The sequence below is a fragment of the Bacillus marinisedimentorum genome (assembly GCF_001644195.2).
Lineage (GTDB): Bacteria > Bacillota > Bacilli > Bacillales > Bacillaceae_O > Bacillus_BL > Bacillus_BL marinisedimentorum.
This window is the reverse complement of record NZ_LWBL02000015.1, coordinates 14,906-38,609: the sequence shown is the minus strand read 5'-3', so window position 1 is coordinate 38,609 and position 23,704 is coordinate 14,906. Positions and strand designations below refer to the sequence as shown.

Genomic DNA, 23,704 nt, shown 5'->3' with positions numbered 1-23,704 from the left:
TATTCTCGTTCTTTAATTTCAGTTAAAATCCACATTCAGTGTATCAATTTAGTGCAATAAAGTCAATAAAATACGAACATTATTAATACATACATTAATTATGTTCGCTTTTATTCCTGCCACTTAAAACTAGCCTATACGCGAAAAGTGCCAGGCATTGACCCACTGGATGACCCCTAGAGAATGCCTGGCACTAAATTGCACGAAACTCATACAGGAAACAATCCCATTATCTCCACAGTACAAAAAAATAACCGCCTGCAAGAGGCGGTTTACGCACCGGAAGGAATCTCATTTTCCTGATGGCGCCGTTCGAGATTGACGAACTTGTTATATTCTTTTACAAACGCAAGCTCAACGGTTCCGACCGGGCCGTTACGCTGTTTTGCGATAATGATTTCAATGATGTTCTTGTTTTCACTTTCTTTGTCATAATAGTCATCTCGGTACAGGAATGCGACAATGTCGGCATCCTGCTCGATACTTCCGGACTCACGGATATCGGACATCATCGGCCGTTTATCCTGGCGCGATTCCACACCGCGGGAAAGCTGGGACAGGGCGATGACAGGGACTTCAAGCTCCCTGGCAAGTCCTTTCAATGCCCGGGAAATTTCGGAAACTTCCTGCTGCCTGTTTTCGCCGCTTCGGCCGTTCCCCTGGATCAGCTGCAAATAGTCAATCAGGATCATGCCAAGCCCTTTTTCCTGCTTCAAGCGGCGGCATTTGGCCCGGATATCGCCGACTTTGATGCCGGGGGTGTCATCAATGTATACACCGGCATTCGATAAGCTTCCCATTGCCATCGTCAGCTTCTGCCAGTCATCAGGGGTCAGCTTGCCGGTCCTGAGCCTTGTTGCATCAATATTCCCTTCTGCACACAGCATCCTCATGACAAGCTGCTCAGCGCCCATCTCAAGGCTGAAAATCGCAACGTTCTCATCTGTCTTGGTGGCGACATTCTGAGCGATATTAAGCGCGAATGCCGTTTTACCAACCGATGGACGGGCTGCCACGATGATCAAATCGTTGCGCTGGAATCCTGCCGTCATGTGGTCAAGATCCGCGAAGCCGGTCGGGATACCCGTCACATCTTCCGTCCGGTTATGAAGCATTTCAATGTTATCATAGACGTCGACAAGAACATCCTTGATGGCCTGGAAGGCACCTGTATTTTTGCGCTGCGACACATCCAGGATGCTTTTTTCGGCCTCGTTCAGGAGCGCCTCGACATCATCATCTTTTGTATAGCCATCGGTGGCAATTGTTGTTGCCGTTCTGATCAGGCGCCTGAGAATCGATTTTTCCTCGACAATCTTGGCATAGTACTCGACGTTGGCGGCAGTCGGGACTGCCCCGGCCAGGTCGCTTAAATAAGAGACGCCGCCGACTTCTTCGAGCAAGTTGTGGTCTGAAAGCTCTGACGTGACGGTGACAAGGTCAACCGGCTCGCCTTTTTCGGATAAGTCAAGCATTACGTTGTATATCTTTTGATGTGCTGCCCGGTAAAAATCTTCAGGGATCAGAATCTCTGAAGCGCTCGTCAACGCGGCCGCTTCCAGAAAAACAGCACCGAGAACCGCCTGCTCCGCTTCTATGTTATGCGGAGGGGTGCGGTCGGCAAATAAATCGCTCATACCTTTTGCTCCTCTCCCCGGAATGCCTGATTACTGTTCACTCACATGCACCTTCAGTGTCGCTGTCACGTCGCTGTGCAGCTTGACTGGAACATTCGTGTATCCCAGTGAACGAATCGGTTCATTAAGCTCAATTTTGCGTTTATCAATTTTGATTTTGTGGTTTTTCTTCAAGTCTTCAGCAATTTGTTTGCTCGTGATGGAACCGAACAGCCGGCCGCCTTCACCCGATTTTGCTTTAAGTTCAACTGTCAGTTCTTCAAGTGTATCCTTCAGCTCTTTGGCTTGTCCAAGCTCTTCCTGTGCTTCTTTGGCAGCCTTTTGCTTCTGGCCTTCAAGCTTGCTTACGTTTGCCTTCGTCGCTTCAACCGCATAATTTTTTTTAAGGAGAAAATTCTGGGCGTAACCGGTTGATACTTCCTTCACTTCACCTTTTTTTCCCTGTCCCTTTACGTCTTTCAAAAAAATTACTTTCATTCTTCTTCTCCCCCTTCAAGATAGTCATCGATTGCGCTTTTAAGCATGGTTTCTGCCTCTTCTATCATTATATCTTCAAGCTGGGTGGCGGCATTGGTCAAGTGGCCGCCGCCATTCAGTTTCTCCATGATGACCTGGACATTCACATCACCGAGGGATCGAGCGCTTATGCCGATCACATTATCATCCCGCCTGGAGATGACAAATGAAGCCTGAACCCCGTTCATGGTGAGCAGCGTATCCGCCGTCTGGGCAATCAATACCTGCCCGAATTTCAGTTCTTCCGTACCCCTGGAGATGGCAATTCCGTCTTTGTATAAGTAAGACCGTTCAATAAGCTTGGACCGTTTTACATACTGGCTCAGATCTTCCTTCAGGAACTTCTGGACAAGGACTGTATCGGCTCCGTGCGCCCGTAAGTAGGAAGCTGCATCAAAGGTGCGCGAGCCCGTCCGGAGCGTGAAGCTCTTCGTATCGACGATGATCCCGGAAAGGAGAGCCGTGGATTCAAGCATATTGAGTTTCAAATTCTTTGGCTGGTACTCGAGCAATTCCGTTACAAGTTCAGCCGTTGAGGATGCGTAAGGCTCCATGTATACAAGTACCGGATTGTTGATGAATTCCTCACCGCGGCGATGATGGTCGATGACGACAACATGCTCAATTTTATTCAGCAGCTTCTCTTCTATGACAAGCGATGGACGATGTGTATCGACGACGACGAGCAGCGTATTATCCGTCTGTTCTTCGAGCGCCTGTTCACGGCTGATAAACCGGCTCCACAATTCCTCCTGGCCCTGGATTTCCTCCATCATCCGGGAAACGCCGGTATCAAGTTCATTTTCATCAATGATGACATGGCCTTGTTTATGATTGGCCTCAGCGATTTTCAATACACCGATCGCCGCTCCGATCGCATCCATATCGGGATATTTATGGCCCATTACATACACTTTGTCACTCGCAAGGATCAGTTCCCGCAATGCATGGGAAATAACCCGGGCTCTGACTCTCGTCCGCTTTTCGACAGGGTTTGTTTTGCCCCCGTAAAATTTGACTTTGCCGTTGCCCTGCTTGATGGCAACCTGGTCGCCGCCGCGGCCGAGCGCAAGGTCAAGGCTTGATTGGGCCAATACACCCAGTTCCGGCAACGACGGTGAATCGGTCCCGATCCCGATGCTGAGCGTAAGGGGCAAATTTTGTTTGCTGGTCATTTCCCTTACCTCATCCAAAATATCAAATTTCGTTTTTTCCAGTTCCTGAAGAATTTCCTTATTCATGACAGCAAAAAACCGGTCCGAAGATGTCCTCTTCAGGAATATCCCTTTTTCCATCGACCACTGATTCAAAATGGAGGTCATCTGGCTGTTGATATTGCTTTTGACCTGATCCCCCATACCCTGTGTCACTTCATCATAATTATCAAGAAAAATGATTGCCAGGACAGACTGGTCTTTTTCATACAGCTGTTCCATTTTGACCTGTTCGGTTACATCAAAGAAATAAAGGAGCCGTTCCTCAGGCTTGATGTTGACGCGGAACTGCCGATTGAAAAGCGGGATGATCACAGATTCCTTGCTTCCATCCAGTGACGGAGGGAGCGAATCTGAAAGATCCTCGATCGAATAGCCGATTATGGTATCCTCATCAAATAGAGAGGCCATATAAGGGTTGGTCCACTCTACTTGATTGGTTTCATTGTACAGCACAATCCCATAAGGCAGCTCCATCAGCGCTTCTTCGCCCACTTTTTTGACCCGGTGGGAGATAGTGGAAATATATTCATCCATATCTTTTTGGAAGGCCAATTCAGCCTGAAATGTGAGATAGATGAGAAATGCTGTCAACACGATGGCTCCGATGCCCAGTACCCAGTTGTAAAAAATGACAACCCCTGAAAGAAGAAGGGCCACGGCCATAAGGATGAACATCGGATAGCTCAGCCATTTATCGCGGATAAAATTTGACATAACGTCAGCTCCTACACGAATTGGTAAACCTTATTTCACTGCTCCCTGAATTTTTTTCGCAAATCGAAACCTAAGTCAATTATACCTAAGATTCGAACAAGATAAAGGAGTATTGCTGGAAGCAAAAAGGAAAAAATCACGATTACGATCGGCACACCTTTTGACATGTTTTTGGCATGGAAATAGAAAAAAATGAATGAAAACCCTTGAACCGTAATGATGAACTGCAGAAGCATGTAAACATTGAGCACAGCTACATAAACGGCGGAACCTGTTTCCAGGCCGACCATCATTAACACAGCGGCCAGTAAATAGTACCAGATCAAGCTTCTCGGAAAGCGCCATTCCCGAAAAGGCGGCCATACCGAAGGACTGTACTTCAGCCTTTTCAACACCATCGAAGATACCGACTGTGTCAGGACCGCAAGGATGATGCCGAGGGTCACAATCACCGTTGGAAGCAAATACTGCATCAGTTCAAACGATTCCTTCAGCATTTCCATCTGCTCTTCAGCATCCTGCCCAAGTGAGGACAGCATGCCCTCCGTCATTTCCATCGAACCTTCCAGCGTCATTTTCACTTCTTCAATCGGATTCAAGTTGAAAAGCAGGGTGCTAAGGGCGTACGTGAGCACAAGGCCGGCGATATAGGCAAGGGTGCCGCCAATCAGTACAGAGAAGGCGCTTTGTTCTTTTTTATACAGATAGCCCATCACCAGGCCGGCACTGCCGAATAAAAACGTTGCCGGCAAGGAAAGGACGGTTCCGATGAGGGCGGTAATAACGAGTGCCAGCAGGCCAAAAAATATACCCGCTTTCAAATCATGCCGCACGACATATACGACAAATGGGACAGGAAGCATAACGATCAGAAAAGGGCCGACCACCGGCAAATACAGGGAAAGTCCAAGCAGCACCGCGTATATGGCCAGCAGGACAGCACCTTCAGTCAAAACTCTCGTTGATTTCACTTTTTCACCTTCTATATGGATAGATCGATCATTGCAGCGAACAAGATTTGAGGGATCCTGTCATTCAACCGCTGACATCTATACTAATATTCTTAGTCATCTCATGATACCATCATATACGAAACCTTATCTTATTTTATGTTTTTCTCTCCCATGTTTCAACTTACGAAAAATTAGGATTGATTTTGGAAGAGGCTGCCCCGAAAAAAACAAATGCGCAAGGCGTACGCTTAGCGGCGTACGCATATGCGGGGGTATCAGCAATGAGGCTCTTTTCCCTCCCGGAGTGGAGCAGCCGATCCACATCCCAATATGATGCCAGCACAGCCTGAGTACCCCGTTGCACGTTCTTCCACCGTTTCAAGCAAGCTGACGGCCAAAACCGGGCTATATTCTCATATACAGGATCACTCAAACCATTTAGGCCCGATAACCTGCCGGATTTGTCTCATTTTATAAAAAGACTATTACTTTTCTTCGCATTTCTCGCCAGATGACTGTTCCTTCGCGCTATATCCCCGGCTTTTCACGCCGTTTACGAACAACTGCAATCAGGGGCTGCGCTTTCGCGCGGCATCCGGGTTCTTTCACGCCAAACTCTCACCGTTTCACGCGTAATCTCCCATATTTCATGCCGTAGAGTCCAACTTTCACGCCGGAGCAGCTGTTTCACGCCGTTCAACCCGGCTTTCACGCCGGAACTCCTTTTTTCATGCATGGCGAGGTCCTGGCTCGCAGCCGAACATCCAGAAATGCGGAGAGCCCTTGGTCAGCGGCGTACGCATAAGCAGGGCCGTACCAGGAAGGGCGCTTTTCCCCTTCATGGGGCGGCAATGCTTATGACGTTAGCCGCTAGGGCTCGCAGCTGGACAATCGAAATGCGCAAGGCACCAGCTTATGACGATAGCCGCAGGCGCCTGGAGCTGGACGAATCCCTTTTGGCTTTAAATCCTCAACGCTAAAATTTTATACTTTCCTTAAAAAGAAAAAGCACAATAGAGTCTTCCCCTACTGTGCTTTCTTGATTTAAAATTAATCGGTCACGTACGGCAACAGTGCCATTTGACGAGCGCGCTTGATTGCGATAGTCAATTTGCGCTGGTACTTTGCAGAAGTTCCTGTCACACGACGAGGAAGAATCTTGCCGCGTTCTGATACGAACCTTTTAAGAAGATCCACGTCTTTGTAATCGATGTGGGTAATGCCGTTTGAAGTGAAGAAACACACTTTCCGGCGTTTACCGCGTCCACGACGTCCTGCCATTTGCTACACCTTCCTTTCTTTTCCGTTTTCCGTATGAAAAGGCGTATTAAAATGGGAGATCATCATCGGAGATATCGATCGGCTGACCGTCTCCGGAGAATGGATCGTCATCCATTTTCGTATAGCCTTCATTTTTTCTATTGTTGTTATTGTTATTATTAAACGGGTTCTGACCTTGTCCTTGCGGGCCCCCATATTGGCTGCCACCTGTTGAAGGGCCTCCGCCGCTTCCTTTCGGCTCAAGGAATTGGACACTTTCAGCCACCACTTCAGTCATGAATACTCTTTTGCCATCCTGGCCTTCAAAGTTTCGTGTTTGAATGCGGCCGTCCACACCTGCGAGGCTTCCCTTTTTAAGGAAGTTCGCCACATTTTCAGCCTGCCTGCGCCAGATGACGCAATTGATAAAGTCGGCTTCGCGCTCCCCCTGCTGGTTGGTGAAAGGACGGTTCACAGCAAGTGTGAAGTTCGCCACGGCCACTCCGCTCGGGGTGTAACGCAATTCCGGGTCTTTAGTTAATCTGCCCACAAGAACGACGCGATTAAGCATCAGAACCCCTCCCTAATTGCTATTACTCTTCTTCTTTTACAACGATATGGCGAAGCATGTCTTCGTTAATACGTGCAAGACGTTCGAATTCGTTGATCGCCTCATTGTTTGAAGACACGTTCAGAAGCATGTAGAAACCTTCACGGAAGTCGTTGATCTCATATGCGAGACGGCGCTTTCCCATTTCAGTTGTCTTTTCAACCTCCGCACCATTGTCAGCAAGAATGCCATTGAAACGCTCAACAAGCGCTTTTTGTGCTTCTTCTTCGATGTTCGGGCGGATGATGTACATGATTTCATATTTACGCATCTTTTTCACCTCCTTTTGGACTAAACGGCTCCGTAACGGAGCAAGGAGCAATTCGCTAATTACTCACAATATAGTATTGTACCAAAAAGGATTGTGAAAGACAACCCCATGGTATGATTCAGCCCTTTTTTCTTTTGCCAGGACTCTGTAAAATTTGTTGTTGATCATTCGCCAAACAGCGTAAATACATCAAATGGAAACCATTGATACGCTCAGATTATCTAGTTTAAGAAAGGAATTTGATCTTCAACCCTTGCACTTTTGACGGGAAGTTGATTTCCGCTGCAGGGGCTCGCTTTCCGCGGGGCGGGCGCTGAGCCTCCTCGTCGCTGACGCGCCTGCGGGGTCTCAGCTGTCCCGCTATTCCCGCAGGAGTCGAGCCCCTTCCGCTCCAATCAACTTGCTCGTGAACAGATGTCCCGCTTTTATTTTATTCAACACGTGGTTTGTATAAAAACAAGCAATCCTGATCCGTTTGAATGAAAAGAACAGTCCTTCTAAGAAAGGGTGCTGATCGGTTTTCCTTAACTATTCACAGTGGAGATGTGCATCATATCAAAGTTGTTCATCAGTTTTTGCAAACTTATTATTTTACAACTGAGTGGATTGCAGCGGAAAGGAACGGGCAATCTCCAGAATAACCTGCTATCATTTTTGCAATTTTAAAGGTGCGTTAGTTATATGAGCCAAAAATGATTTTACTAGACGTTGAAACGGAAGTGGATGACATCGCCATCTTTGACGATATAATCTTTCCCTTCAAGGCGGACCTTGCCCTGTTCTTTGGCGGCAGCCATTGAACCGGCAGCAATAAGATCATCATATGAAACGGTTTCGGCCCGGATGAAGCCGCGCTCGAAGTCCGTATGAATGATGCCTGCTGCCTGCGGGGCTTTCATGCCCTTTTTGAACGTCCATGCCCTTACTTCCTGGACACCGGCTGTAAAATATGTGCCAAGTCCGAGAAGGTTGTATGACGCCTTGATCAGCTGGTCAAGCCCTGATTCGGCTATGCCGAGTTCCTCAAGGAACATTTCTTTTTCTTCCCCTTCAAGCTCGGCGATTTCGGATTCAATTTTTGCGCAGACAACGATGACTTCCGCATTGTCTTTTTCCGCGTGTTCACGGATTTTCTGCACATACGGGTTGGAAGAAGGATCAGCGACATCCTCTTCACCGACGTTCGCCACATAAAGCATCGGCTTGATTGTCAAGAGATGAAGCTGTTTGACAAGCTTCATTTGCTCGTCCGTAAATGAAACGGTGCGGGCGGTTTTTTCCTCTTCAAATGCATCTTTCAGCTTTTTCAGGATTTCATATTCGAACATTGCATCTTTGTCTTTCTGCTTAGCCATTTTTTCAACTTTGCCGATTCTCTTATCGACTGTTTCCATATCGGCAAGAATCAACTCAAGATTGATCGTCTCAATATCCGAGATGGGATCGACCTTACCGGAAACATGGGTGATGTTATCGTCACGGAAAGCGCGGACAACCTGGCAAATCGCATCCACCTGGCGGATATGGGATAAAAATTGGTTCCCCAGTCCTTCACCTTTACTGGCGCCTTTCACAATTCCTGCAATATCTGTAAACTCAAAAGCGGTTGGCACCGTCTTTTTCGGTTCTACCATTTCAGTAAGCTTTTGCAGCCGCTCATCTGGTACTTCCACTATTCCTACGTTCGGGTCAATTGTACAAAACGGATAATTGGCAGATTCAGCGCCCGCCTGGGTTATCGCGTTGAACAGCGTCGATTTTCCTACATTCGGAAGGCCGACAATGCCAGCAGTCAATGCCATTTCTTTCACTCCTCTTAATTTCCGAAACATGACAGTCTTTCACAATTATAGAGACAACTGTTGAAAAATACAAGCATTCAGGAGCGGGCATTACGGGAGATTCGTGTGCTGCGACGATGGGGGTTTATCTTCTAGTTTGGAGAGGTGAGCAGCGGTGAATCATTGCTGTATTTCGCATTACTTCCATTTTGATGCAAAATGAACGGGAAACCGCAACTGTATTTCGACTTTTTTCAATTTGACGCGGGGCTGGATGCATGTTGGAGGGGAGGAGTTTGTTTTGTGAACCAAACGTGTGCATTTGCATTAAAGAAGTGCCAGGCATTCTCTGGAGGTCATCCAGCGGGTCAATGCCTGGCACTGTGTTTTTGTTTTTTTTGGTTGCGATATGGTATATGCATCACTTGCCGTCCACTTTTTCAATCTGAACAAGGCAATCGTAAAATGTGCTGCCCATTCCATTGTCGGACAGTCTGGCTGATGTCAGGGCGTTGACACTGCCGCCAAACTTTTTCCATTGTCCTTCATCTATATTGATTGTGCGGGGATGGCCGCCTTTCAGAACGGAAACCGTGCCGGTGATGCTGCCGCGGCTGTTAAACACCCTGATCTGGTCGCCTTGCTGTAAGCGGCGATCCTTCACAATGTCTTCCGACACTTCCACTTTGACCCGCTGGATGCCTTCAATAAGCGGATAGTACTGGGAATGATTGGATCTGAGCGGGTGGATTGACAGCAAGGAATATGGATACTGTTTGGCAAGTTCCGGCTGGTTCTGCGCCGATTCAAAAGGATAGTCAATCTTTAACTCTTCTTTTGCATCTCTTAAACTGGCAAACTCGTATTTCCCTGAAGGTGTATGGAAGATGTGATCCTGCCAGGGGATATCATCAACCGGAAGCTTCACCCGTTTATTCGTTTTAAACGTCTCCAGTGTGATTCCCCTGTCCACAAGTTTGCCGAGTCCCATTTCCAAAAATTCGGCTATCGAGAAGGAAAATAAGTTTCCGAATCCAAGCCGGCTGGAAAGTTCAGTCCAGATCCAGAGGTCCGATTTCGCTTCACCTGGAGGCTCGGACAGCTTCGGCCCATAATTCGCGTAGGCATGGTACATGGAGGCATAATAAATGTCCTCTTCTTCGAATACTCCGGCAACAGGGAGGACGTAATCGGCCAGTTCTGCCGTGTCCGTCATATACTTGTCCATCACCACAACGGTTTCAATCTGCCTGAATGCAGTTTCCGCCAGGTTCGTATCCGGAAGCTGGGCCAGCGGATTGCTTCGTGACACCACCGCCAGCTTCACTGGCGGTTCAGCTGCTTTTAAAATTTGTTCAGCCTGACTGATTCTTGAAAAGACGCGTCGTTTCTTTTTCAAATCGGGGCGCGTCATGGCAAGCAAATCAAAACTTTCACCGACACCAAGGCCGCCGAAGTTGGCACCTCCGCCTGCAATGCCGATATTTCCGCTTGCTGCAATGAGAGCATCGATTGCCCTGATCGTATTGCCTCCGTTTGTATACCGCTGCAAGCCGAGCCCAAAATAAGTGGCTACAGGCCTGTCCGCATACACCCGGGCAAGCTCAGTGAAAACCGCTTCTTCTACTTCCGCCGCTGCTGCAAGCTCGGTAAGGCTTGTAGCGGCCAGCAGGTTTTCTACGTTTTCAAAACCGATTGAATGAGCTTCAATGAATAACCGGTCCTCGAAGCCGAGCCGAAGCATTTCTTTTAATATACCAAGAGCAAGCACACCGTCCATCCCCGGTTTTATAGAAATATATCGATCGGCAATTGCGGCTGCTGTTTCATTTTTGATCGGATCGATGACAATGACCCGGATTCCCTGCTTTTTGGCTTTCTTTAAATTCACAAGCAGGTGCAAGTTCGTCCGGGCCGGGTTCCTTCCCCAGATTACGGCTGTCTTACTGTTAAAAAGATCCTCCGGAGAATGGCTGTACGCATTTCCGAAGTCCCGCTTCTGTGCCTCGATACCTGCTCCCCAGCAAAGGCTTCCTTCCAGTTCAGTCACACCGCCGAATCCGTTAAAAAAACGGTAATCAAGATTTTTCAGCAGGCCGTTATTGGCATAGTCATGGCTGTGCAGGACTGCGGTGGTGCCGTATTCTTTTTTAACGGCCGAAAGGCGTGATGCAATTTCATCCAGCGCCTGGTCCCAGCCGATTCTTGTAAATTTGCCGTCCGTCTTTTTCAGCGGATGCAAAATCCTCTTATCAGAGTTGGCACGTTCCGCCAGCATTCTGCCGCGGCCGCAAATCTTTCCTTTTGTAACCGGATGTTCCCGATCGCCTTCAACTTTTGTTACTTTCCCCCTGTCGACTGTAACTGTGAGCCCGCAATTATCCCAGCAGTTCAGTGGACAGGATGCCGTTTTCTTTTCCAACAGCGGCGCTCCTCTCTTCTCTCGCTATTCTGTCTTCTCTATGACTCATGGTGTTCAAGCACTTTTTTAAACTTGCGGCTGAATTCCCGGCGCGGCATCATGACACTGTGCTCACAGCCGAGGCATTTAATACGGATGTCCATGCCCATACGAATGATTTGCCAGCGATTTTTTCCGCATGGATGGGGCTTTTTCATCTCCACGACATCATTGAGCTCAAACTTCTTGTCCATCTTCATAACCCCCGTTCTTAAAGAATGATCTGCCACATGACCGCGCAGTACCACACTATTTTTCTATCAAGCGGTGCATGCCGTACCCGGGAATGTAAACCCGGCAGTTTATATAATAGAACCTATTTTAGCAGGATATGGTTAAGTTTTGTAGTGGTTAAGTATTGGATAAAGCAAAATAGCAGCCATGACGTACAAGTTTAAAATTCCGTAGAGAGGATAAAGAACAGCAACGAGGGTTCCAAAACCGAACGAAGTCAAAGGGACCATGAGGACTAAAACAATGCTTGCAAGCAGCCAAGACGGTAAGTTTACACCGTTTTGAAAACGGGAAATTAATCCTAAAAGACCTGATGCTGCGGTCGTATAAATGGCCAACCATAAAAGAATCGACATGATGATGACCATAAAATAAGGATATCGTTCCAACACGGCAAACAAGGGGATTTCATAGAACATAATATCCTGGATCTGCAAAAGCGACTGATTGTAGAGGTACGAAACAGACCCGAGCAGAAGCCCGCTGCCGATGCTGGCAATGTATACTTCCCCGGTATGTTTCATTTCTCTTCCGATAGCAGACAGCACCGCAATCAACGGAAGGATGTTCAGGGCCGTAAAGGTGAAAGAGGACGGCCAATTTCCCTGGTGCTGCCAGTCAAATTGCCAGTGTTCCCCGTTTAAGAGGATGAACGAAAGCAATACGCCGACAAGCCCAAGAATGAGGAGCGGCAAAATGACACTGTTCATGTTCAGGATACCTTTTATTTCCCAGATGAACAGGAAGACGAGAAGCAGGCAAAGGATGAGGACGCCTGTCCAGTAAGGCATGCTGAATGTCTGCAGTGTCGCACCGCTTCCCGCCAGCATCACGACGGTGGTCGTAAATAAATACAAAATAATCATAATATCATATACACCGGTCAGCCGCTTGCCGATTAAATGTTCAAGAACAGGAAGGTAATGATGGGATTGCTTTTCAAAGCTGATACGCATGATGACGAAGCAGCTTACAATGAAAAAAAACGTGAAAAGGATGATAGCCAGTCCGCTTTCATGGCCGAAAAATTGCCAGATTTCACGGCCTGAAGCATATCCGGCACCTATCATTGTCCCCATGATCAAAAACATCCATTTCATTCCGGCTCTCAGCATATCGGCTCGCCCCTTTTATTATGTATAGATTTACGATTTCTTCCGTATACTGTTACTACTATTACCGAGGAGGCAATCCTATGAATCTTAAGCCGCTCAAACCTAAACTTTTTAATAAAAAAGAGAACTATTATCGGGTCCATCATGATGAGGAGGATGCCGTACAAATTTTATCAGCCAAAATTGCAGAAATGATTCCATCCAAATCCCCGCGCCCGATTGCCATTGTCAATATTGGAACAGACCGCTCCACCGGCGATTCGCTCGGGCCATTGATCGGCACTTTCCTGCAAGAAAAAGCGCCGGCTAATTTCCATGTTTACGGAACGCTTGATGATCCGGTTCATGCCGTCAATCTTGATGAAAAACTTACACATATTAAAAAAGACCTGGTTATGCCTTATATTATCGGAATAGATGCCTGCCTCGGAAGATTGAAGAGCGTTGGTGTAATTACACTTGGAGAAGGCCCGGTAAAACCTGGTGCGGGCGTTAACAAAGAACTGCCAGATGTAGGGGACATCCACCTTACCGGTATTGTGAATGTGAGCGGATTCATGGAGTTTTTTGTCCTGCAAAATACAAGATTGAGCCTTGTCATGAAAATGGCGCGGAGCATTGCCGACAGTCTGTATGAAGCAGACCAGATCATCCAGAAGAAAAAAAATATGGAAAGGCTCCAGCTGAAAAGCAGAATGGCTGCCCGCAGTGTAAAGTGACGGCGTTTCCATTTTTTTGCATAGGCTTTGTTAAAGCTCAATGTTGATTTTCTCACTAGTTGATTGGAGTGGAAGGTGCGAGACTCCTGCGGGACTAGCGGGACAGGTGAGATCCCGCAGGAGCAGAGCGACGAGGAGGCTCACCGCCCGCCCCGCGGAAAGCGAGTACCTGCAACGGAAATCAACACTAACATTTAACAGAGCCTTTGCATAAATAAAATGCCATGCATTCCCTGAGAGTCATCCACAGGGTCAATGCGTGGCATTTTTTGTTTAACTATTTAATAAAATCTTTGTTAGAGGATATTGTTGACTGGTGCAGGTGTGCGAGACTCCGTCTGAAGCAGCGGTACAGGTATAACCCCGCAGGCGCGTGGTTAACCGGGCTGATGCTCACCGCCCGTCCCGCGGCAAAGAACGGGAGACCGTGAAGCGGGTAACTGCATCGGAAATCAACAGCGTTTAACAGAGTCTATTGAAAAGAAAGCTGCCTCGCATTTGTTTTGCCAACTATGAAAGAAAAGGAAGGACAGCAGCAATCGTCTCCCAGTAGTAGAGGCCAGTCACAAAAACTCCTGTGACAAGGATGCCCGGCAAAAAATTCGCAACCCGAATCGACGTCAGATTCAATAGATTCAGGCCGATGGCAAAAATCATTATGCCGCCCACACTGGTCATTTCCGTTATGAAAGAATCCATCAGAGCTTCCGGGACCCACCTTTCAATCTGTACGGCGAACAATGCTATCGCTCCCTGATACAGAACGACTGGGACAGCCGAAAATAACACCCCGATGCCGAATGTCGTCGTCAAAAGCAAACTTGTAAAACCGTCAATGAGAGCTTTTGTGTATAAAATGCTGTGATCGCCGCGCAGTCCGCTGTCCAATGCACCGAGAACGGCAAGAGCACCAATGACGAAAATCAGCGTCGCAGTCACAAACGCTTTGGCGACACTTCCCTGTTCACTTGCTCCAAGTTTTTGTTCAAGCCAGTTTCCCGCGGCATTCAATTTACCGTCAAAGTCCCATATCTCTCCGAGAACCCCACCGAGGACGATACTAAGGATGACAATCAAAAACTCTTCGCTCTGGATTGCCATTTGGACACCAAGGATCATGACGGCCAGGGCAATCCCCTGCATGACAGTCGTACGGATCTTTTCGGGAATTTTGGTCAGCAGCAAGCCTATTAATGTGCCAGCGATGATGGTGGCACCGTTCACTATTGTTCCTAAAAGTACCATGTTTTTTCTCCTACCCGTTATAACCGGCGGCAATTTCTGTAATCGCCCTTACCAGCTGTTCTACTTCTTTTTCCGTATTGGTATGCCCAAAACTCACCCTCACAGCGCCGGTTGTGATTGTACCTATCGCTTCATGGGCAAGCGGTGCACAATGAAGGCCAGCCCTTACTGCCATTTCATAGTGCATATCAAGGATCATGGCCACTTCATGGCAATCTGCTCCATTGATGGAAAATGAAATGACGCCAAGACGGCCGCCGGATGTATTTTTGCCATATAGTTCAACACCTGGTATATCCTTGACTCCTTCAATGAATTGCCCGGTTAATTGCTGTTCGTGCTTCCGTATTTGTTCCAATCCATGCTCTTTAACTGCGTCAACTCCAGCAGCAAGGCCTAGAATACCAGGGGTGTTGAGCGTTCCGCTTTCAAACCGTTCCGGCCATTGCTCCGGCTGCTCGATGCTTTCCGAGAAACTTCCCGTTCCGCCATGAAAAATGGGATATAAGTCGTTTCCTTTGCTGACGAGAAGTGCACCTGTTCCCTGTGGGCCAAGAAGGCCTTTATGCCCTGGAAAAGCGAGCATGTCGATTCCCATTTTCTCCATATGAATCGGGAGGACGCCAGCTGTCTGAGAAGCATCCACCAACAGTTTGACACCATGACTCCGGGCGAACTCACTAATCTCCTCCAGCGGCAGAATCGTACCCGTCAGGTTGGACGCATGGGTAACCGTAATAAGTTTTGTTTCCGGGCGAAGAGCCTGTTCCCACTTGTCGGGTTCAAATACCCCTTCTGAGGATATGTGCAAAAATGTGGCATCAATGCCGCTTTGTTGTTTCAAAAACTCAAGCGGACGGCGAACAGAATTATGTTCAAATGAAGTCGATAGGACATGGTCCCCTTTTTGAAAAGGGAAACCTTTTAAAGCCTGATTCAACGCGCCTGTTGCGTTTTGAAAAAACAGTACCCTTTTCGGGTCGGACAACCCGAAGAATGAAGCGAGTTTCACCCTTGCTTTGTATATTTTTTTACTTGCCCCGGCTGCCAGCTGATGAGACCCTCTTCCAGGATTGGCTGCATAATGAAGCAGCGCTTCCTCCACTGCTTTCACAACCGGTTCCGGCTTTGGAAAAGAGGATGCAGCGTGATCGAAATAGATCATAGCTCTCTTCCTTTCTGTAGATGTAATCAGATCAGAGGAACCCTGCCCGGCAGGAAGGCAAAAATCCTGTTTCCCCTGATTTGACGAAGGCTTACAGTTTCCATATGTAACATCGCAGAATAACAAGATTAATATCTATTCATTATAAGGCAACAGTCATAAATTACAAAGAAAAAATAAACCACCGCATTGATGGTTTATTGGTCATTTGATTCATTCAGCATATCCAGAATTCGTTCCAGATCATCTTCTGAGTAAAACTCAATTTCGATCTTACCCTTTTTCTTGCCTTTTTTTATATTGACTGCTGTACCAAAACGGTCCCGTAAAAAGGTTTCTCGTTCTTTAATGAAAACGTCTTTTTTCGAATCCGGTTTCTTTTTTGTTTCACGTGAAACATTTTCGTTCAAATTGGTTACAAGCTGTTCAAGCTGGCGGACATTCAAATTTTCATTGATTACTTTTTCTGCTAATGGAGGCAAGTTCTCTTTATTTTTTAATCCAAGCAGGGCACGTCCATGTCCCATAGACAATTCACCCATGGCAATCATTTTCCGGAAGGGCTCCGGCAATGCCAGCAGGCGGATATGGTTGGCAATATGCGGCCGGCTTTTTCCAAGCCTCTTCGCCAGCTGTTCCTGTGTGATTTTCAGTTTTTCCATCAACAGCTGATATGCTTCCGCTTCTTCAATCGGTGTCAGGTCTTCACGCTGCAGGTTTTCTAGCAAGGCAAGCTCCATCATTTGCTGCTCCGATAATTCCCTGACAACGACGGGCACCGTCTGCAAACCGGCATCTCTTGCTGCACGGAAACGCCTTTCGCCTACAACAATTTCATAGCCTTTAATGCTCTTCCTGACTATGAGCGGCTGCAGGATCCCATGCTCTTTGATCGATTCCTTCAGCTCGTCAATCGATTCTTTTTCAAACGTCTTCCGCGGCTGATAAGGGTTCGGCCGCAGTTCTTTTATATCGACTTCCGCCACTTTTTGTTCATCGGAATTTTCCAGATCATTAAAAAAAGCACCAAGGCCTTTACCTAAACCTCTAGCCACCTGCCATCACTTCCTTTGCAAAATCTAAATAGACTTCTGCTCCACGGGATTTCGGATCATATAAAATAATCGGCTTCCCATGGCTCGGTGCTTCACCCAGCCGGACATTCCGCGGAATAATGGTCCGGTATACTTTATCCTGGAAGTACTTTTTCACTTCCTCAATAACCTGCAAGCCAAGGTTTGTCCTCGCATCAAGCATTGTCAGGAGCACACCTTCAATCATCAGGTCCTTATTCAAATGTTTCTGTACAAGACGGACGGTATTTAAAAGCTGGCTTAATCCTTCAAGTGCGTAATACTCACACTGGACAGGAATGATAACTGAATCGGAAGCAGTAAGTGCATTTATTGTCAGCAGCCCAAGGGAGGGCGGGCAATCAATGATAACATAATCATATTTATCTTCGACCTGTTCAAGGGCCCGCTTCAGTCTTACTTCCCGGGAGATGGTAGAGACAAGTTCTATCTCTGCCCCTGCCAGCTGGATTGTGGAAGGAATCACATCAAGCTTCTCGACGATGGTTGTCTTGATTACACTGCCGGCTTCCACATCATCAACAAGAACATCGTAGACGCATTCATCAACGTCTGCCTTATCAATCCCGACACCACTTGTCGCATTCCCCTGCGGATCAATATCAACGAGTAATACTCTGCTTCCTAAATAAGCAAGGCAGGCACTGAGGTTCACCGACGTTGTCGTTTTCCCTACGCCGCCTTTTTGATTAGCAACTGCTATAACTTTTCCCATGGTGTCACCTACCCCATACTTCGTAAGAAATGCGCAAGGCGCCCGCTTAGCAGCATACGCATAAGCGGGAGTACCCTCAGGAATGCATCCATCCTTTCCGAAGGGAATCCTTGCGGCGTACGCATAAACAGGGGCACGCGCAGGAAGGACTCCCCTCCCGCTGATGCCGCTGCTTATGATGATAGCCGCTGGCGCCTGGAGCTAGACACCTTGCAACATACTTAACCTTCTTATCCTCAGGCTCTTGTAAAGCTCAATGAAACGCAGTCAAAACCGTAAGACCCCATTTTTTAAATCTCCAATGAAGTAAAACAGCCTATCCTCTCCGCCAAACGGCTGTATAAAAGTCTTTTCCACATTCCCTTGCACTATTTTATCATGAAATGGTTGAAATTTTGCTTCGCTTTCATTTTTTTTTAAGAATCTTGTGAATGAAGATAAACAATCCTATAAAAAAGCTGGCAGAAGTCAAAAAATGATGCGCACTGACAATCTATCTTTAGTGCTGCCGTTTTCCCAGCCAGCAAAAAACCTATTCCATAAAAGAATAGGTTTCAACAAAAAAATCTTTATTTTTTCGGTATCTTGATGGTCACCTGGTAGTAATCCTCGAACTCTTCTTCCTGAGAATCAACATTTAAACCGCTGTCGTTCACCATATCCAGTGACTGGCGAATTGTGTTCAAGGCGATTCTCATATCTTTGCTGTACGCTTTCCGCTTCGGTTTTGGCTTTTTGGACGGGCCTTCGAGCAATTTAATGACTCTTTCTTCTGTTTGCTTCACATTTAAGTTCCGCTCGATGACTTCCTGGAGCATCTTCACTTGTTTTTCAGGGTCCTTCAGCATAATTAATGCACGTGCATGCCGTTCGGAAATGGTCTTTGTTTTCAAGGCGTCCTGGATTTCAACAGGCAGCTTCAACAGCCTTAATTTATTGGCGATTGTTGATTGCCCTTTCCCGAGGCGCTGTGCCAGTGCCTCCTGGGTAAGTCCGTGCAGCTCAAGCAACTTTGCATATGCACCCGCTTCTTCAATCGCTGAGAGTTCTTCACGCTGCAGGTTTTCAATCAATGCAACGGAAGCCGTTTCGGTGTCATCCAAATTTTTTATGATAGCAGGAATCGTTTCCCAGCCTAATCGGGTGACAGCCCGCCAGCGGCGCTCACCCGCTATGATTTCATATTGTCCTTCCTCATACTCCCTGACCACAATCGGCTGGATAATGCCGTGTGTCTTGATCGTCTGGGAAAGTTCATCAATTTTTTCATCTATAAACACTGTCCGGGGCTGAAAGCGATTGGGAATGATAGCCTGTACATTTAATTGCTGTACTTCTTCATGTTCATGGCTATCCTTCTGTTCCTCTGTTTCCTGCTGCTTTTCCCCCAATCCAAAAAACCTGGAAAAAGGATGTTTCATGCCCATACACCACCTTTATGTAACTCCTCAGTATATTTCGGTATCTGTTCTGTTTTTTCCTGCCAGGCACGAAAATGTTTCACGTGAAACAGTTACTCAATCGGACTCTTGTTGGGCGTTCCCGGCTTACGCGGATACTTCTTTGGGCTCTTGCGTTTTTTATCGATCAGGACAATATACCGTTCACTCTCTTCTTCAGGGAGCTGGAAATGCTGCACTTCTCTCGTATCCCCTCCGAGCACTTCTATAGCCATCTTTGCCGCTTCCATCTCTTCAGGAAGACTGGCTCCTTTCATTGCAGCAAAAATACCGCCTTTTTTCACAAGCGGTAAACATAGTTCGCTCAAAACAGACATTCTTGCTACCGCTCTTGCAGTCACAATATCAAAAGTTTCTCTCATTTCCGTCCGTTTTGCAAACGTTTCTGCCCGGTCATGGTAAAAAGCCACATCTTCCAGGTCCAGTTTGGCAGCCAGGTGGTTCAAAAATTGAATCCGTTTATTCAGAGAATCGACAATCGTCACCTGCAAATGAGGAAAACAGATTTTCAGCGGAATACTCGGGAATCCCGCTCCCGCCCCCACGTCGCATATTGATAACGGCCTGGATAAATCGAGATAAAAAGCGGCGGTGATTGAGTCGAAAAAATGCTTCAGATAAACTTCTTCTTTGTCTGTTATTGCGGTCAAGTTCATTTTTTCGTTCCATTCAACCAGAGTGCTGTAGTAAGTTTCAAACTGTTCCATTTGCCTGGGAGAAAGGGATATCCCCTTCTCCTCAAGCTTTTGGGAAAATTGTTCCGTATTCATGGCTCAATCCTTTCTCCATAAAGAAAGTATCTTTTCTTTTACACTTGGCCAAGTTAAATGCGCCAGTTGATTTCAGCTCAGGTACTCGCTTTCACCAGTGGCACTAGTGCGGCATCCGTAATTGATTCCCTTAGATCCGCGTTCACGGCGGCTTTTTTGCCGCTGGCCGGGCGGTGAGCGGCAGTATAGCGGCTGCGCTGCTCACCTGTCCCGCCCATTAATGCAGCCCTACACTTTTGCAATTCTTCCCTGTTCAATATACACAAGCAAAATCGAAATGTCAGCAGGGTTCACGCCTGAAATGCGGGAAGCCTGGCCGACAGAAAGCGGACGTACTTCTTTCAGCTTTTGCCTTGCTTCTGAAGCGATGCCCGAAATGGCATCATAATCAATGTTTTCGGGTATTTTTTTGTTATCCATTTTTTTCATGCGGTCAACCTGCTGCAATGACTTCTCAATATATCCCGAGTACTTGATTTGGATTTCGACCTGTTCTGTAACCTCTTCCGGAAGATCTTCAGGGGCAGGCGTGATAGTGTGTATATGCTCATAGGACATTTCCGGTCTTTTCAGCAGGTCGGAAGCCCTTACCGCATCTTTCAGTTTGCTGCCTCCTATGTCGCTGATCAAAGACTGGATTTCATCTGTCGGTTTCACAATATGATTTGTGAGCCGTTTCTTTTCTTTTTCAACCGCTTCGACTTTTGTTTTGAAATTCCGATAGCGTTCATCCGAAATCATGCCGATCTTGTAGCCGATTTCGGTAAGCCGCATATCGGCATTATCGTGACGGAGCAGCAAACGGTATTCAGCTCGGGATGTCAGCAGGCGGTATGGTTCGTTCGTCCCTTTTGTGACAAGGTCATCGATAAGGACACCGATATATGCCTGTGAACGGTCAAGAATGACCGGTTCCCTGCCGAGCGCTTTATGGGCTGCATTGATGCCCGCCATGATTCCCTGGCCGGCAGCTTCTTCATAGCCTGATGTGCCATTGATCTGACCGGCAGTGAATAAGCCGCTGATCCTCTTTGTTTCAAGTGTCGGCCATAGCTGGGTCGGAACAACCGCATCGTACTCAATTGCATAACCGGCGCGCATAAGTTGGGCTTTTTCCAGTCCTGGAATGGAAGCGAGCATTTTCAGCTGGACATCTTCCGGCATGCTCGTTGAAAGTCCCTGTACATATACTTCTTCTGTATGGCGGCCTTCCGGTTCAAGAAAAATTTGATGACGCGGCTTATCGTGGAACCGGACGACTTTATCTTCGATCGACGGGCAATACCGCGGGCCGGTCCCTTTAATCATACCCGAATACATCGGAGAACGCTGTAAGTTTTCGTCGATTAGCTGGTGCGTCCGTTCGCTCGTGTATGTCAGCCAGCATGGAATCTGGTCGGTGATGAATTTTGTCGTTTCATATGAAAAGGACCGCGGTTTTTCGTCTCCCGGCTGGATTTCCGTTTTGCTGTAATCGATTGTTCTGGCATTGACGCGCGGAGGTGTGCCCGTTTTGAACCGGACAAGCTTGAATCCCAGTTCCTCAAGGTGTTCAGACAGCTTGATGGAAGGCCGCTGGTTATTCGGTCCGGACTCGTATGACAGTTCACCGAGAATCACCTTGCCGCGCATGAATGTGCCGGTGGTGATGACGACAGACTCCGCGTAGTATTCTGCACCTGACTGGGTGATGACTCCTTTGCACACATCATCTTCAACGATGAGACGGTCCACCATTGCCTGGACAAGCGTCAGATTCTCCTGCTGTTCGATCGTCATTTTCATTTCCTGCTGATATAAGAATTTATCAGCCTGTGCCCGGAGTGCACGGACGGCAGGGCCTTTGCCTGTGTTCAGCAGCCGCATCTGTATATGTGTTTTATCGATATTTTTTCCCATTTCGCCGCCGAGTGCATCAATTTCCCTGACTACGATTCCTTTGGCAGGCCCGCCGATTGACGGGTTACACGGCATAAAGGCAATCATATCGAGATTCAGTGTCAGCATCAGCGTATTTGCACCGATTTTAGCAGATGCGAGGGCTGCTTCAACCCCGGCATGGCCGCCGCCGACTACGATGACATCATACTTGTTGTCATGATGTTCCATTCATTTTGCCTCCTCTTTGATGGTAGAGTATTTCCATTTATTTTCCGAGACAGAATTGGGAGAAGAGCTGGTTAATCAAGCTTTCATGGACAGTATCACCGACAATTTCACCAAGCAGCTCCCATGCCCTGGTCAAATCGATTTGGGCCATGTCAACCGGAATGCCGTTCTCGATTCCATCTACCGCGTCTGTTACAGCCTGTTTGGCTTGCTGCAGAAGAGCGATATGCCTTGAATTCGATACATACGTGATATCCTGGGATTCAAGCTTCCCTTTGAAGAAGAGATCCGCAATCGCTTCCTCCAATTGGTCGACACCTTTCTCTTCAATAAGGGCCGTTGTCACGAGCGGATGTTCAGCACTGATTTCCTTCACCCGCTCCATATCGAGCTTGTTCGGAAGATCTGTCTTGTTGACGATGACGATGACATCCATTCCTTCTACAGCTTCAAACAGTTTTTCGTCCTCTTCAGTCAAATCTTCTCCATAATTCAATACAAGCAATATCAAATCGGCTTCTTTCAATACTTGCCGCGACCGTTCGACGCCAATCCGTTCGACAATATCTTCTGTTTCCCGGATACCTGCCGTATCAACGAGCCGCAGCGGAACGCCCCTTACATTGACATATTCTTCGATCACATCCCTGGTCGTACCGGGAACATCCGTTACGATCGCTTTCTTTTCGTGGACAAGGCTGTTAAGCAGAGAGGATTTTCCGACATTCGGCCTGCCGATGATGACAGTCGATAACCCTTCACGTAAAATTTTCCCCTGTTCTGCCGTCCTTAGCAGTTTATTAATCTCATGCTCGACATTACGCGCTTTTTCGATAAAAATGTTGTGAGTCATTTCTTCAACATCATCGTATTCAGGGTAATCAATGTTGACTTCCACATGAGCGAGGGTTTCGAGCAGCTGCTGCCGGAGTTCCTGGACAAGCTTCGAGAGCTTCCCTTCCATCTGGCCGATGGCAACATTCATGGCCCGGTCTGTTTTTGCCCGGATCAAGTCCATGACCGCTTCGGCCTGGGAAAGGTCTATTCGTCCATTTAGAAAGGCCCGTTTCGTGAATTCACCAGGTTCGGCCAGCCGCGCTCCTTCCTTCAATATGAGCTGAAGCACGCGGTTCACAGATACGAGTCCGCCGTGGCAGTTGATTTCGACAATATCTTCCCGTGTGAACGTCTTCGGTGCCCGCATTAAAGAAACCATGACTTCTTCAACGATTTCACCTGTTTTCGGATCTTTGATATGCCCGTAATGAATCGTATGAGTCGGTACTTTCTCCAGGTCTTTCCCTGTGAAAACTGAATTGGCGATTTTGACAGCATCTTCACCGCTTACACGGACAATCGCAATCGCCCCTTCGCCAAGTGCGGTCGATATTGCTGTAATTGTATCCTGTTCCATCTTTTCACCTCGCTTTTTCCCCATTTTTTCATCTATTTGTCTTACCTGAAAATTATTGTCTGAACAGCACCTTTTTCCTGGTGCTTCTATTGCTTTCAAATTGAAAAAGGCTGTCTGCATTTTTCAGCTGCAGTTCCTTCATCACCAACATCTAAGAATACCACAGCTTTCCAGCAAAACAAATGTCTCTCATCTACTATTCCCATAAAAACAGCGGAACAACCTTATCCACAGTGGATAACTG

22 protein-coding genes are annotated in these 23,704 nt (G+C 47.3%); 1 reads left to right on the top strand and 21 read right to left on the bottom strand.

Features of this window, described 5'->3' with window-relative positions; translation table 11 throughout:
• Positions 1 to 272: 272 nt before the first annotated feature.
• The 12 genes from dnaB to A4U59_RS04265 all read right to left on the bottom strand — a co-directional run bounded on the left by dnaB (position 273) and on the right by A4U59_RS04265 (position 12,769).
• A complete protein-coding gene (gene dnaB / locus A4U59_RS04315; RefSeq protein WP_070120031.1) occupies positions 273 to 1,637 on the bottom strand; it encodes a replicative DNA helicase in 1,365 nt (454 codons plus the stop codon).
• A gap of 30 nt (positions 1,638 to 1,667) precedes the next feature.
• The gene (rplI, locus tag A4U59_RS04310) at positions 1,668 to 2,114 is read right to left on the bottom strand and encodes a 50S ribosomal protein L9 (protein WP_070120029.1); all 447 of its coding nucleotides are present in this window, start codon (positions 2,112 to 2,114) and stop codon (positions 1,668 to 1,670) included.
• Entirely contained in the window at positions 2,111 to 4,084 is a 1,974-nt protein-coding gene (locus A4U59_RS04305) for a DHH family phosphoesterase (RefSeq protein ID WP_070120027.1), read from the bottom strand. Before A4U59_RS04305 ends, rplI begins: the two co-directional genes overlap by 4 nt.
• A gap of 35 nt (positions 4,085 to 4,119) precedes the next feature.
• Complete coding sequence (locus A4U59_RS04300) at positions 4,120 to 5,055, bottom strand: YybS family protein (protein WP_070120025.1); 936 nt, start codon at positions 5,053 to 5,055, stop codon at positions 4,120 to 4,122.
• 535 nt (positions 5,056 to 5,590) lie between these two features.
• The gene (locus tag A4U59_RS21650; RefSeq protein ID WP_169823910.1) at positions 5,591 to 5,749 is read right to left on the bottom strand and encodes a hypothetical protein; all 159 of its coding nucleotides are present in this window, start codon (positions 5,747 to 5,749) and stop codon (positions 5,591 to 5,593) included.
• A 338-nt stretch (positions 5,750 to 6,087) separates the two neighbouring features.
• Positions 6,088 to 6,318 carry a 30S ribosomal protein S18 gene (gene rpsR, locus A4U59_RS04295; RefSeq protein ID WP_070120023.1) on the bottom strand — a complete coding sequence of 77 codons (231 nt, stop codon included), beginning with the start codon at positions 6,316 to 6,318 and terminating at the stop codon, positions 6,088 to 6,090.
• Positions 6,319 to 6,364: 46 nt separating this feature from the next.
• Positions 6,365 to 6,868 (bottom strand): single-stranded DNA-binding protein, encoded by a 504-nt coding sequence (gene ssb, locus A4U59_RS04290; RefSeq protein WP_070120021.1) that lies wholly within the window; start codon positions 6,866 to 6,868, stop codon positions 6,365 to 6,367.
• 22 nt (positions 6,869 to 6,890) lie between these two features.
• A complete protein-coding gene (rpsF, locus tag A4U59_RS04285; protein ID WP_070120019.1) occupies positions 6,891 to 7,178 on the bottom strand; it encodes a 30S ribosomal protein S6 in 288 nt (95 codons plus the stop codon).
• Between the two features lie 701 nt (positions 7,179 to 7,879).
• Entirely contained in the window at positions 7,880 to 8,980 is a 1,101-nt protein-coding gene (gene ychF / locus A4U59_RS04280; protein WP_070120017.1) for a redox-regulated ATPase YchF, read from the bottom strand.
• A gap of 400 nt (positions 8,981 to 9,380) precedes the next feature.
• Positions 9,381 to 11,384, bottom strand: coding sequence for a molybdopterin-dependent oxidoreductase (locus A4U59_RS04275; RefSeq protein WP_070120015.1), 2,004 nt, complete (start codon positions 11,382 to 11,384; stop codon positions 9,381 to 9,383).
• Between the two features lie 35 nt (positions 11,385 to 11,419).
• Complete coding sequence (locus tag A4U59_RS04270; protein ID WP_245680491.1) at positions 11,420 to 11,614, bottom strand: DUF951 domain-containing protein; 195 nt, start codon at positions 11,612 to 11,614, stop codon at positions 11,420 to 11,422.
• Positions 11,615 to 11,755: 141 nt separating this feature from the next.
• The gene (locus tag A4U59_RS04265; RefSeq protein ID WP_070120012.1) at positions 11,756 to 12,769 is read right to left on the bottom strand and encodes a YkvI family membrane protein; all 1,014 of its coding nucleotides are present in this window, start codon (positions 12,767 to 12,769) and stop codon (positions 11,756 to 11,758) included.
• Between the two features lie 80 nt (positions 12,770 to 12,849).
• Between A4U59_RS04265 and yyaC the strand changes: the two genes are divergently transcribed.
• Complete coding sequence (gene yyaC / locus A4U59_RS04260) at positions 12,850 to 13,488, top strand: spore protease YyaC (protein ID WP_070120011.1); 639 nt, start codon at positions 12,850 to 12,852, stop codon at positions 13,486 to 13,488.
• A 510-nt stretch (positions 13,489 to 13,998) separates the two neighbouring features.
• Here the strand turns inward: yyaC and A4U59_RS04255 are convergent.
• From A4U59_RS04255 to mnmE, 9 genes are all read right to left on the bottom strand, one after another.
• The gene (locus tag A4U59_RS04255; protein ID WP_070120009.1) at positions 13,999 to 14,733 is read right to left on the bottom strand and encodes a DUF554 domain-containing protein; all 735 of its coding nucleotides are present in this window, start codon (positions 14,731 to 14,733) and stop codon (positions 13,999 to 14,001) included.
• A 10-nt stretch (positions 14,734 to 14,743) separates the two neighbouring features.
• Positions 14,744 to 15,898 carry an aminotransferase class V-fold PLP-dependent enzyme gene (locus A4U59_RS04250; RefSeq protein ID WP_070120007.1) on the bottom strand — a complete coding sequence of 385 codons (1,155 nt, stop codon included), beginning with the start codon at positions 15,896 to 15,898 and terminating at the stop codon, positions 14,744 to 14,746.
• Between the two features lie 197 nt (positions 15,899 to 16,095).
• Positions 16,096 to 16,953, bottom strand: a complete 858-nt coding sequence (locus tag A4U59_RS04245; protein WP_070120006.1) for a ParB/RepB/Spo0J family partition protein — start codon at positions 16,951 to 16,953, stop codon at positions 16,096 to 16,098.
• Complete coding sequence (locus tag A4U59_RS04240; RefSeq protein ID WP_070120004.1) at positions 16,946 to 17,707, bottom strand: ParA family protein; 762 nt, start codon at positions 17,705 to 17,707, stop codon at positions 16,946 to 16,948. The genes A4U59_RS04245 and A4U59_RS04240 overlap by 8 nt, the downstream gene beginning before the upstream one ends.
• 569 nt (positions 17,708 to 18,276) lie before the next feature.
• Positions 18,277 to 19,128 carry a nucleoid occlusion protein gene (gene noc, locus A4U59_RS04235; protein ID WP_070120002.1) on the bottom strand — a complete coding sequence of 284 codons (852 nt, stop codon included), beginning with the start codon at positions 19,126 to 19,128 and terminating at the stop codon, positions 18,277 to 18,279.
• A 92-nt stretch (positions 19,129 to 19,220) separates the two neighbouring features.
• Complete coding sequence (gene rsmG, locus A4U59_RS04230; RefSeq protein ID WP_070120000.1) at positions 19,221 to 19,937, bottom strand: 16S rRNA (guanine(527)-N(7))-methyltransferase RsmG; 717 nt, start codon at positions 19,935 to 19,937, stop codon at positions 19,221 to 19,223.
• 77 nt (positions 19,938 to 20,014) lie between these two features.
• Complete coding sequence (locus A4U59_RS21645; protein WP_169823909.1) at positions 20,015 to 20,155, bottom strand: hypothetical protein; 141 nt, start codon at positions 20,153 to 20,155, stop codon at positions 20,015 to 20,017.
• Between the two features lie 10 nt (positions 20,156 to 20,165).
• Positions 20,166 to 22,046, bottom strand: coding sequence for a tRNA uridine-5-carboxymethylaminomethyl(34) synthesis enzyme MnmG (gene mnmG, locus A4U59_RS04225; protein WP_070119998.1), 1,881 nt, complete (start codon positions 22,044 to 22,046; stop codon positions 20,166 to 20,168).
• 37 nt (positions 22,047 to 22,083) lie between these two features.
• Positions 22,084 to 23,460, bottom strand: a complete 1,377-nt coding sequence (gene mnmE / locus A4U59_RS04220; protein WP_070120143.1) for a tRNA uridine-5-carboxymethylaminomethyl(34) synthesis GTPase MnmE — start codon at positions 23,458 to 23,460, stop codon at positions 22,084 to 22,086.
• Positions 23,461 to 23,704: the final 244 nt, after the last annotated feature.

Bases quoted from the DNA above. Each gene is read 5' to 3' on its own strand.
- dnaB (WP_070120031.1), bottom strand. From the start codon at position 1,637: ATGAGCGATTTATTTGCCGACCGCACCCCTCCGCATAACATAGAAGCG.
- rplI (WP_070120029.1), bottom strand. From the start codon at position 2,114: ATGAAAGTAATTTTTTTGAAAGACGTAAAGGGACAGGGAAAAAAAGGT.
- A4U59_RS04305 (WP_070120027.1), bottom strand. From the start codon at position 4,084: ATGTCAAATTTTATCCGCGATAAATGGCTGAGCTATCCGATGTTCATC.
- rpsR (WP_070120023.1), bottom strand. From the start codon at position 6,318: ATGGCAGGACGTCGTGGACGCGGTAAACGCCGGAAAGTGTGTTTCTTC.
- ssb (WP_070120021.1), bottom strand. From the start codon at position 6,868: ATGCTTAATCGCGTCGTTCTTGTGGGCAGATTAACTAAAGACCCGGAA.
- rpsF (WP_070120019.1), bottom strand. From the start codon at position 7,178: ATGCGTAAATATGAAATCATGTACATCATCCGCCCGAACATCGAAGAA.
- ychF (WP_070120017.1), bottom strand. From the start codon at position 8,980: ATGGCATTGACTGCTGGCATTGTCGGCCTTCCGAATGTAGGAAAATCG.
- A4U59_RS04270 (WP_245680491.1), bottom strand. From the start codon at position 11,614: ATGGACAAGAAGTTTGAGCTCAATGATGTCGTGGAGATGAAAAAGCCC.
- A4U59_RS04265 (WP_070120012.1), bottom strand. From the start codon at position 12,769: ATGCTGAGAGCCGGAATGAAATGGATGTTTTTGATCATGGGGACAATG.
- yyaC (WP_070120011.1), top strand. From the start codon at position 12,850: ATGAATCTTAAGCCGCTCAAACCTAAACTTTTTAATAAAAAAGAGAAC.
- A4U59_RS04255 (WP_070120009.1), bottom strand. From the start codon at position 14,733: ATGGTACTTTTAGGAACAATAGTGAACGGTGCCACCATCATCGCTGGC.
- A4U59_RS04250 (WP_070120007.1), bottom strand. From the start codon at position 15,898: ATGATCTATTTCGATCACGCTGCATCCTCTTTTCCAAAGCCGGAACCG.
- A4U59_RS04240 (WP_070120004.1), bottom strand. From the start codon at position 17,707: ATGGGAAAAGTTATAGCAGTTGCTAATCAAAAAGGCGGCGTAGGGAAA.
- noc (WP_070120002.1), bottom strand. From the start codon at position 19,128: ATGAAACATCCTTTTTCCAGGTTTTTTGGATTGGGGGAAAAGCAGCAG.
- rsmG (WP_070120000.1), bottom strand. From the start codon at position 19,937: ATGAATACGGAACAATTTTCCCAAAAGCTTGAGGAGAAGGGGATATCC.
- A4U59_RS21645 (WP_169823909.1), bottom strand. From the start codon at position 20,155: ATGGGCGGGACAGGTGAGCAGCGCAGCCGCTATACTGCCGCTCACCGC.
- mnmG (WP_070119998.1), bottom strand. From the start codon at position 22,046: ATGGAACATCATGACAACAAGTATGATGTCATCGTAGTCGGCGGCGGC.
- mnmE (WP_070120143.1), bottom strand. From the start codon at position 23,460: ATGGAACAGGATACAATTACAGCAATATCGACCGCACTTGGCGAAGGG.